Annotated in this window: 7 protein-coding genes; 3 read left to right on the top strand and 4 right to left on the bottom strand. The window is 68.0% G+C overall.

What is annotated here, in order from left to right:
- Positions 1-681 precede the first annotated feature (681 nt).
- From ACWDSL_RS06845 to ACWDSL_RS06835, 3 genes are all read left to right on the top strand, one after another.
- On the top strand, positions 682-1,182 hold the full coding sequence (locus ACWDSL_RS06845) for a hypothetical protein (RefSeq protein ID WP_450482448.1): 501 nt from the start codon (positions 682-684) through the stop codon (positions 1,180-1,182).
- Between the two features lie 30 nt (positions 1,183-1,212).
- Positions 1,213-1,755: a hypothetical protein gene (locus ACWDSL_RS06840; RefSeq protein WP_450482446.1), complete on the top strand. Its 543-nt coding sequence runs from the start codon at positions 1,213-1,215 to the stop codon at positions 1,753-1,755.
- 120 nt (positions 1,756-1,875) lie between these two features.
- Positions 1,876-4,545 (top strand): Helicase associated domain protein, encoded by a 2,670-nt coding sequence (locus ACWDSL_RS06835; RefSeq protein WP_450482445.1) that lies wholly within the window; start codon positions 1,876-1,878, stop codon positions 4,543-4,545.
- A 102-nt stretch (positions 4,546-4,647) separates the two neighbouring features.
- On the opposite strand, the gene ACWDSL_RS06830 is transcribed toward ACWDSL_RS06835, so the two are convergent.
- From ACWDSL_RS06830 to ACWDSL_RS06815, 4 genes are all read right to left on the bottom strand, one after another.
- Complete coding sequence (locus ACWDSL_RS06830; RefSeq protein ID WP_450482443.1) at positions 4,648-5,328, bottom strand: hypothetical protein; 681 nt, start codon at positions 5,326-5,328, stop codon at positions 4,648-4,650.
- A gap of 325 nt (positions 5,329-5,653) precedes the next feature.
- Complete coding sequence (locus ACWDSL_RS06825; protein ID WP_450482441.1) at positions 5,654-5,854, bottom strand: hypothetical protein; 201 nt, start codon at positions 5,852-5,854, stop codon at positions 5,654-5,656.
- A gap of 65 nt (positions 5,855-5,919) precedes the next feature.
- Positions 5,920-6,174, bottom strand: a complete 255-nt coding sequence (locus ACWDSL_RS06820) for a hypothetical protein (RefSeq protein ID WP_450482439.1) — start codon at positions 6,172-6,174, stop codon at positions 5,920-5,922.
- Positions 6,175-6,261: 87 nt separating this feature from the next.
- Positions 6,262-7,116, bottom strand: a complete 855-nt coding sequence (locus tag ACWDSL_RS06815) for a methyltransferase (RefSeq protein WP_450482437.1) — start codon at positions 7,114-7,116, stop codon at positions 6,262-6,264.
- Between the last annotated feature and the right edge of the window lie 28 nt (positions 7,117-7,144).

Below are 7,144 nucleotides of genomic sequence, written 5' to 3'. Positions count from 1 at the left end.
TACGCGCGGGTGTCGGGTTTCGTGGCCCGGCAGCTTGCGCGGGGCGTGTCAGAGGGCGCGTCGGTTTCCTTGACGCACAGCATGGCGTGGCTGAGCGCGCGTCCTCCTCCGGAGGAACGACGCACGACCCTACGGGTCGTCAAAATGACAACCCCCTACGGGGGTTAAACCAATTCCTCCGGAATTGGTTTATGAATTCCTCCGGAATTCACGCCAGAAGCGCGAATTGACTTGAGGTCAGTTCGGCGTGGGACTCGCCCCCTTGCTGTACCATCCGCCGGATCCCGCGTCGACCAACAACCAGGCCTACGCGGACTACGGTTGAAGATCGACGGGCCGCGCGGCCCGGAGTGACGGTGCGTCGCACGCTACCCCCGGCCGAAGACCGGGCTGAGCGACTGGACTGTGCGAGTAGCTGACGCGATATCACTCTACCTCCCCACCGGCCTACCTGACAGTGCCGCAGGCAGCCAACCCTACCGCAAGACGCTCTTTCAGGTCTACCCTTGACGAACCTGCTGCATCACTCCGTGATGCCGGGTAGAGTCTGTGAAAACACAGCACCTCCCGTCAGAGTCACTTCGGCCCTTTGTGTTCCCCCGTGAAGCAGTCTGGCGCCGGTGAGTGACCTGTGCCAGCACCCACCACGATCACACTTTCTATTCGAGAGGAACACTTTCAGTGAGTCACACGGACTCGTTCCTGACGCTGTTCAGCAATCTCTTTGGCGAAGGGGGGTATTTAGAGGCGGAGGTGACGCCCGAAGACGAAGTCACGATTCGAAGCGATCGCTGGTCGATTGATCCCCTGGAGCGGGAAAACGGTGCATGGGTCAGCGGGTCGGTCACATTCAAAGGGACCTCCGTAACCCACGTGCGCCTGACCGTGCACCACGCGGATTCTGAGCCGTGGGCATCCCTGGGGGACCTGGCCGGCCACATGGCGGCACGGGACCTCGAGATCTATCTCCCACATGCCCGAGCTCGTGCAGCCAGCCCTCTGCGCGCGCTCGAAGAACCCCTGCGCCGAGCGCGCTTTAACCTCTGGGCCGCCGAACGGGGTGACTCCACTGCAGGTATCAGTGCAGCTCGGAATGCGTTCACTGCAGCGGAAGCCGAACTGCTGGCACATGGCGGCAATCCCGACCTGGTATGGCCCAACAGAACCCGCAATGAAACCTGACACGAGCTCACAAAGCAGAAGGAGCGAGAGGTGATCTGGAGCACGCAGGACCGGGCGCGGGACGCGGTACGGCGGCAGGGCAAAGGGATGTCTGCTGCGCAGGTGGCCGAGGCGGTCGCTGGAGCGGCTGTGCGGGAGCGTGAGGCACGTGAGCAGCTGTGGTCCTTCTCCGGGCAGGGGCCGTATCCGTACGCGCCGGACCCGCAGGAGCTGGCGGAGCTGTGGGAGGCAAAGTACGTCGAGTGGCGGCGTGTTGAGGGCTTGATGGGTTCCTCGGGCTGGGCGACGTACGACCCGGAGCAGGACGCCCAGGGGTCCGCCTGGGCGCAGGAGCGTGCGGAGCGGCGCAGTAAGGCTTTGGAGGCTCATGCTGCCTTCCTGGAGCGGCGGCGGGAGGCGGCGGAGGAGCTGCGCGCCGAGGTGTGGTTGTCCGCTGGGCCGAGTCGGCAGTTGCGGGCGGTCGCCAGTCGGGCGGGTCTTATGCCGGAGCGGGTGCTGGCGTTGTTGGCGGAGCGTGTGATTGTCGGCGAGGACGGCGCGGTGTCTGTTTCGCCTTTCGTGCCGTCGCGCTGAGTTTCCTGTATGGCGTGAACAGGCGCAGCGGTCTGTTCGTGGACGTGTTCCGGATGCGTTCGGTATTTCGCGGGTGGTTCTTCGGGTTTCTGTCAACTGCAGCTTGAGGGGAGTCGGAAATTGAGTGGGATTGAGCTTCGGTCTCATCAGGTAGAGGCTGTGGATGCGATTATTCGGGGGCTTTCGGTCTCTGCGGGCAGGGTTGTGCCTGCCCGAGGTCTGCGGGGGCAGGTCCGGTCGTCCACAGGGTCGGGCAAGACGATCACGGCGGGTGTGGCGGCGTTGCGGATGGTGCCGCGGGGGCTGGTGGGGATCGTGGTGCCGACGCTGGAGTTGCTGACGCAGACCGTGGAGGCGTGGCGGGCGGTGGGGCATTCGGGCCCTGCGGTAGCGGTCTGCGGTCTGGGGGTTGACCCGCTGCTGGAGGCGTTGGACGTGCGGTGCACGACGGATCCGGTGCAGCTTGCGCGGTGGGCGGCCGGTGGGCCGATGGTGGTGTTCGCGACCTATGCCTCGTTGGCCCCGCAGGGGGCGGGAGACGGCCAGGATGACGAGGGCGCGGCGGTGGGGGTGCTGGAGCGGGCCATGCGTGGGTCGTCCGGGGCCCGTATGGGTCCGTTCGACCTCCTGGTGGTCGATGAGGCGCACCGTAGTTCGGGTGATGTCGGGAAGGCGTGGGCGGCGGTTCACGATCAGGGGCGGATTCCGGCGGTGCGGCGGCTGTATATGACGGCCACGCCGCGCCTGTGGGAGGCCGTTCCGGGCGCCGGCGGGTCCACGGGCGGGAAGGGTGTGCAGGGCGGTTCTGAGGAGGGCTTGGAGGGCTTGGGTGGGCGTCTGGTCGCGTCGATGGACGATGTCGAGCTCTACGGGCCGGTGCTGTACGAGCTGGCGTTGATGGAGAGCATCGAGCGGGGCATCCTCGCCTCGTTCGAGATCGACGTGCTGGAGATCCGCGATCCCGAGGCTCCAGGGCCGGACGCATCGCCGGAGGAGGTGCGTGGCCGGCGGTTGGCCGCGTTGCAGGCCGCGCTGCTCAAGCATGCCGATACCACCGGTGTCCGGTCGTTGATGACGTTCCACAGCCGCACCCTGGATGCGCTCGCCTTCGCCCGCGCGCTGCCGGAGACTGCAGCCGAGCTGCACGAGACGGATCCGGTGACCTACCCGAAGCGGGTGGGGGCGGAGTGGCTGTGCGGGGAGCACCCGGCCGGCCACCGGCGGGCGGTGCTGGACCGGTTCGGCGACGGCCTGGACGCCGAGGGGTGGGTGACCGACATGGGGATCCTGGCGTCCTGCCGGGTGCTGGGCGAGGGCGTCGACATCCGCGGCACGCGCGGTGTGGGCGGTGTCGTCTTCGCCGACACTCGCAGTTCTCCGGTGGAGATCGTGCAGATCACCGGCCGGGGCCTTCGCCAGGATCCGGGCGAGGGGAAGGTCGCACGGCTGATCGTGCCCATCTTCCTCCAGCCCGGGGAAGATCCCGAGGACATGATGGCCTCCGCCAGCTACCGCCCTCTTGTCGCTGTGTTGCAAGGGCTCAGGGCACACGACGACCGGATCGTCGAGCGCATGATCCTGCGGACCAGCACCTCCAGCGGGCACGCCACCTCCGTGGTAGCACTTGACCCGCAGCACGAGGACGCCGGCGAAGAGGACGCGGCGGCCGCGAACGGAGCGGACGACAGCGCCAGTGCGGCCGACGACACCGGCGAGGGCCCGGAGGGAAGCGACTCGAGCAGTGGGGCCGACGGCGGCCCACAAGAGCAGGAAGGGAGCGAGGCGGAGGCCGCGGGGGTGCCGTTGCTGCGGTTCTCCCTGCCGCGCAACCCCGACGTCATCGCCGCATTCCTGCGCACGCGCGTGCTGCGGCCCGACTCCGAGGTGTGGCTGTCCGGCCTCAACGCCCTGCGCAAGTGGGTACAGACCTACGGTCATGCGCAGGTGCCGATGGACGCCGTGGTGCCCATCGGTACGACCGAAAGCGATGGGGAAGACGGCGATGGCGGGACGTACGCGCTCGGGGCCTGGGTCAGCGAGCAGCGGCGCGCCTTCCGTCTCGGAACGCTGAAGCCGTGGCGCGCCCAGCTACTGGACGAACTGGGCATGGTCTGGTCAGTCGCCGACGCACGGTTCTGGAAGAACCTGGCCGCGGCCCGGGTCTATCACGCCGTACACGGCACACTCGCCGCGCCCAAAGACGCGTGGGTGGAAGGGGTGGCGGTCGGCCAGTGGCTGGCCAATCTCCGCAAGCCCGGAGGGCTGGGCAAGGACGAAGAGCGGGCGGAGGAACGGCGTCGGGCGCTGGAGGCCATCGACCCCGACTGGAACCCGGCCTGGCCCATCGACTGGCAACGCCGGTACGCGGCGCTGGCCAGCCTGCTCGCGGACAAGGCGACGCTGGCCGAGATCCTGCCCGGCGTCACCTTCGGCGACCAGGACGTCGACGCGTGGCTGAAGACGCAGCGCGAGGGCTGGGAGCAGCTGAGCGACGGGCAGCGCGAGCGCCTGGAACACCTCGGCATCACCCCGCTCCACGCTCCCCAGGAAGCCCCCACAAAGGCCCGCAAGGGCAGCTCTGGGGCCTTCGAGCGGGGCGTGGAGGCCCTGCGACAGTACAAGGCGCGCACGGGCTCTGTGACAGTCCCCAGGGCCCACGTGGAAACACTCCCGGACGGCAGCCAGGTGAAACTGGGGGTGTTTCTGTCGAACACGAAGAGCAGGCGTTCCAAGCTCACCGATGACAAGCGTCGGGTGCTGGTGGATCTCGGGCTCGACTGGGCGGAGTAGCCAGACACGTCGATGGGGGCGGCCCGCCAAGCTCGGCGGGCCGCCCCCATCGCATGGGGTGAGCTCAGGCGTTGAGGCTCGGCCGGGTCGAGAAGCGGGTCGTCATTCGCCGCCGGCGCCGGTATGGGTCGTCAGCCGGGCGAGCGGTGATGGCCGCCCTCGCGGCGTCGAACGGACCGCGTCCCAGTCGATCGCCGGATGGTGGAGGATGACGTCCAGGTCCCCCCGTCGGAACAGCGGCACGGCCGGGGCGTCGCGGCGGCGCTGCCACCCGGAGCGCACCCACTGCGCCGGCTCCAGCCAGCCGGACCGCCGTAGATGCTCCAGGTCGCAGACCCTGGCCGCCAGGTACTCCGCCGCCTGGTCCCGGGTGAAGAGGCGGCCGGCGACCTGCGCCCGTTCCAGCGCGGCCCGGTCGGTGAAGCGCTCCAGGGCGCGGCCGTCGTAGAGCGGGTGGTCTTTGTACCAGCCGGTGCAGGGGATTTGGTCGGTGCGTGCCAGTTCGATGACGGTCTCGGCGTCGACCGGCACGTCGAAGCGTTCGGCGAGGAAGTCGGCGGCGCGGGTGGCGCCCACGTCCGGCATGGTCCCGGCCGCCGTTCGGATCTCTTCGAGCTGTTGCTGTGCCGCGTCGACCGCGGCGGCCGACCAGCGTTTGCCACCTACGTCCGCTGGCGGGATGAGTCCGTCGCGCAGGGCCCGTTCGAACTGCCACAGGGTGAGCCCGAGCCGGTCCGGGAACTGCTGGGGCCCGTAATCCTTCGGGGCTGGCTTCTGTTTCACCACTGCCGCGCTCGGCCGGTCTTGGGGCGCTCCTGGTGCTGTGGTTGGGGGCATTGGTCACTCCTTCGTGATCGGTCTGGGTGAAGTCGGCTCGAACGCCGAAAACATTGCAGAACACATTGAATGATGTCAATACATCCTGAAAATGGGTCAATTACCCGCATGCCCTCTTACTGCGCCCGCGTACGCGAGACGAAATCACCCGTCCGGGCGGCTAGTTGGCGGCAGCCGAGCTCTGGCTGATGTCAGCAGCAAGCCCGCCCGGCACCACTAAGTAGGGGCCTCTCCAATGGTGGAGAGGCCCCTACTTGGCGGTCGTGGTCGATCAGGCGACGGCTCCTCGGTCGGCGTGGTGCTGGGTGCTGTGCTGCCGTGCGGCGGAGTTGATGCCCTGGAATCCGAGCGGGCCGACCAGATCAGTCCAGGGGCAACTGCGGCAGTGAGCTGACCAGCCGCTTCCTTCGGGGTCCTGGGTGAGAGTCACGGTGCCTACGGTCAGGCGGCCGTCGAAGTCGTCCTCGGTCATGCGGCAATCTCCTCGCTCTCGAAATCGAACACACTTTGTCCGGACCCGGGACCGTGGACGTGCCGTCAGGCTTTCCGCGCGGGGGCGTTCCAGCAGTTGCCTTGCCGGGTCCAGGTGCCGACCGTGAGGCCGAACCGGTTGGAGGCGACGGCGGCCGCGGATTCCAGGGGCGGCGTGGTCACCTGGTGGGAGACTTCCAGGCCGTGGCGAATGGGCGGCCAGGGGCTGCCTTTCCGGGTGATGGTGAGCACCCAGAAGAGGACTTCGCGGGTCAGGGTGACGGTGCGCTCGGGGGTGGCAGTCGGCTGACGTGCGGACATGCGTGGGTTTCCTGTCTGTGTGAGGTCTTACAAGTGGGCGAGTGCTGCTGTGGCGCCGGAGCTGAGGAGCTGGGCGCGGGGGGCTCGTCAGGCGATCGCGAGGAGACCGGCGTACCGGTCGACGTCGGCCGGCCGGGAGTCGACGGCAGGGGCCAGGTCGCGCGTCTTCTCGGCCTGCTCGGCCTCTCGCTGCAACCGGTCTTCTTCTACGTTGTGGCAGGCGATTTCCACGGTCGGCGCCACTCCGTGCCACTTGCCGCGCCATGCGGCGGTGTTTACGCCGTAGTTGAACCACATGGTCATGCCGGTCTCTCGCTCGAACCGGGCTACCTCGGGCAGCGTCTCGCGGGAGGACTGCACGCGTCCGCTGTAGCGGAACGGCGTTGACTGCTGTGGGAGGACGTGCGCGCCGGTGGGCGCGAGGTGAGCGGCGATGTCCATCACGTGCAGCTCGAAAAGGGGCCCGCGGTAGCGGGGGGCGTTTCCGCTGCGCTTGATCCTGCCGAAGGGCGGATTGGAGATTGCCGCGTCGAAGGTGCCGATACCCAGGTTCAGCACGTCGATCACGTCGGCCTGAATCCACTGCGCCCCGGGGAGCACCTTCCGCCCGACCCTCACATACTCGGGATTGGCCTCCACACAGGTGAGCTCACGGTCGATCAGGTGCAGCGCGTTGCCCCAGTAGCGGCGGGCGGCGTAGGCGAGGCGGCCGATGCCCGCGCACAGGTCGATCACCCGGTCACCGTGCACGTGGTGCGCTATCTCCGAGGCCAACCCCATGGGGGTGAAGAACGCGCCGTCGAGGACGGATGCGGTATCGGCGGACTCCTGCCAGTGCTCCAGGACGAACAGCCGCTCATCTTCGGTCAGGTCCCGCTCAAGACGGGTGAGCGCGTCGGCCTCGCGGTGTGCCTTCGCCACTTCCTTGGAGAGCTTGCCCATGTTGATCAACTCCTGTTTTTGGCAAGGG

This window comes from Streptomyces sp. NPDC000941 (assembly GCF_053599555.1).
This window is presented reverse-complemented; position numbering and strand designations above follow the sequence as displayed.